This window comes from Moraxella sp. (genome assembly GCF_024227015.1).
Lineage (GTDB): Bacteria > Pseudomonadota > Gammaproteobacteria > Pseudomonadales > Moraxellaceae > Moraxella.
In genome coordinates this window covers 1-2,518 of record NZ_JAAELD010000001.1, presented here as the reverse complement: position 1 = coordinate 2,518, position 2,518 = coordinate 1, and the positions used below count along the sequence as shown (strand labels likewise).

The window sequence follows — 2,518 nt, the reverse complement described above, 5'->3', positions numbered from 1 at the left end:
TTTAGCTTTGGCTATTTTGGAATCCAACGCTTTAGCTTTGGCTATTTTGGAATCCAACGCTTTAGCTTTGGCTATTTTGGAATCCAACGCTTCAGCTTTGGCTATTTTGGTATCCAACATTAACTTTGGCTATTTTGGAATCCAAAGCTTTAGCTTTGGACAATTTTTAAAGCTTTGATTTAAAAAAAGTTTTTAAACCCTTAATTCGCATAAATAGTAGAATACTATAATTTGTATTTTCTTTCTTTTATTTACTCGCAAATGGAGAATTAAACAATTATGTCAATAGAACTATGGATTCCACTGCTTTGTGCAATTGGAGCGTTGATATACGGTATTGTATCTATAAAATGGGTGTTAGCACTCCCTGCTGGCAATGAACGTATGCAGGAAATCGCTCTTGCTATTCAACAAGGCGCAAATGCCTATTTGAATCGGCAATATACCACTATTTTTGGCGTGGGTATTTTTATTTTCGCAGCCATTGGTTTTGGGCTTGATTGGTTAACAGCCACAGGTTTTGCCATAGGCGCTATATGTTCCGCTGCCACAGGTTATATTGGCATGAATATCTCAGTGCGTGCAAATGTTCGCACAACGCAAGCGGCGAATGAAGGTTTAAATAAGGCTTTAGCCGTCGCTTTCCGCAGTGGTGCCATTACTGGCTTGTTAGTCGTTGGCTTAGGATTGCTCGGTGTTGCAGGTTATTATGCTGTACTGCAAATGATGTTGCCAGAAGGCGGCACGACTATGGTTAATCTCGCTCCCCTGATTGGCTTAGGTTTTGGTGGCTCTTTAATTTCTATTTTCGCTCGGTTAGGTGGTGGTATTTTCACCAAGGGTGCCGATGTCGGCGCAGACTTAGTCGGTAAAGTTGAAGCAGGTATTCCTGAAGATGATCCCCGTAACCCTGCCGTGATTGCTGACAACGTTGGTGATAATGTCGGTGACTGTGCAGGTATGGCAGCCGATTTATTTGAAACTTATGCCGTGACGATTATTGCAACCATGCTTATTGGTGGTTTGGTTTTCCTTGGTAGTGATGGAAAGGTTGATGAAGTGATGGCTAATAAAGCCATTTTATTACCCCTCGTCTTAGGTGGCGTTTCCATCATCGCTTCTATCATCGGTACTTATGCCGTCAAAGCGACAGATGGTAAAAAGATTATGTGGGCTTTGTATAAGGGTTTAATACTCTCTGCAGTCATTGCCGCTATTGCCTTTTACCCCGTCACAGTATGGCTTATGTCAGGCGTGGAAGCATTTACATTTAAGGGATTTGCTGGAGATATAAGCTATTCCGTGATCAATATTTACGCTGCTGCGCTCATTGGTTTAGTTTTGACAGCATTATTGGTTGTCATGACTGAATACTATACCGCCACTGAATTTAGCCCAGTGCGTAAAATTGCTCAAGCTTCCACGACGGGGCACGGCACCAACGTCATTGCTGGTATCGCTGTTTCTATGGAATCCACAGCTTTACCTGTATTAGCAATCTGTGCCAGTATTGGTGGCGCGTATTATCTTGCTGGTATTTATGGTATTGCTATCGCAGCCACTTCCATGTTGTCCATGACAGGTATTATCGTCGCATTAGACGCTTATGGTCCTGTCACTGATAACGCGGGTGGTATCGCTGAAATGGCTGAACTGGATGAAAAAGTTCGCAATATCACCGATCCATTAGATGCTGTCGGTAATACCACTAAAGCCGTGACTAAAGGTTATGCCATTGGCTCTGCTGGTTTAGCCGCATTAGTGTTGTTTGCTGACTATCAACATAAAGCCTCTGAACATGCGGGCGGCTCAATTGCTTTCGATTTATCCGATCCGATGGTCATCATTGGCTTATTTATCGGCGGCATGATTCCCTTCTTATTTGGCGCAATGGCTATGAAAGCGGTGGGACGCGCTGCGGCTAGTGTTGTCATAGAAGTCCGTCGCCAATTCAAAGAAATACCAGGCATTATGGACAAAACAGCCCAGCCTGATTATTCCAAAGCAGTGGATATGCTCACAAAAGCGGCGATTGCTGAAATGATTGTGCCATCCTTATTGCCCGTGTTAGTGCCTATTGTTGTGGGATATACATTAGGCGTTCAAGCCCTGGGCGGTTTATTGCTCGGCACCATTGTCACTGGCTTATTTGTCGCTATTTCCATGACAGTCGGCGGAGGTGCTTGGGATAACGCCAAGAAATATATTGAAGATGGCAATCACGGTGGCAAAGGCTCCGAAGCACATAAAGCCGCTGTCACTGGTGATACTGTTGGCGATCCGTACAAAGATACGGCGGGTCCTGCAGTTAATCCGTTGATTAAGATTATCAATATTGTGGCATTGTTGATTGTGCCGTTGTTGTAATTTGAAATAAGCGTGAGGTGTGTTTTACGATAGGATGGTGCGTGGGGCGCACCTTACGCTTATCAAACGTGGTTCCGCAAAGCAAATTATCACTGTTTAGGAAACGCAGTAACGCAGCGTTGCAGAGATCATCCATTCAAGTGAAAAAAGA

The 2,518-nt window shown here is 43.9% G+C and carries 1 protein-coding gene; it reads left to right on the top strand.

The annotated features are described in order from the left end of the window. Window positions 1-279: 279 nt before the first annotated feature. A complete protein-coding gene (locus GY683_RS00005) occupies window positions 280-2,367 on the top strand; it encodes a sodium-translocating pyrophosphatase (protein ID WP_297286804.1) in 2,088 nt (695 codons plus the stop codon). The last annotated feature ends 151 nt before the right edge of the window (window positions 2,368-2,518 follow it).

What these genes read in the sequence shown, in the direction of transcription:
- GY683_RS00005 (WP_297286804.1), top strand. Translation starts at nt 280, where the DNA reads ATGTCAATAGAACTATGGATTCCACTGCTTTGTGCAATTGGAGCGTTG.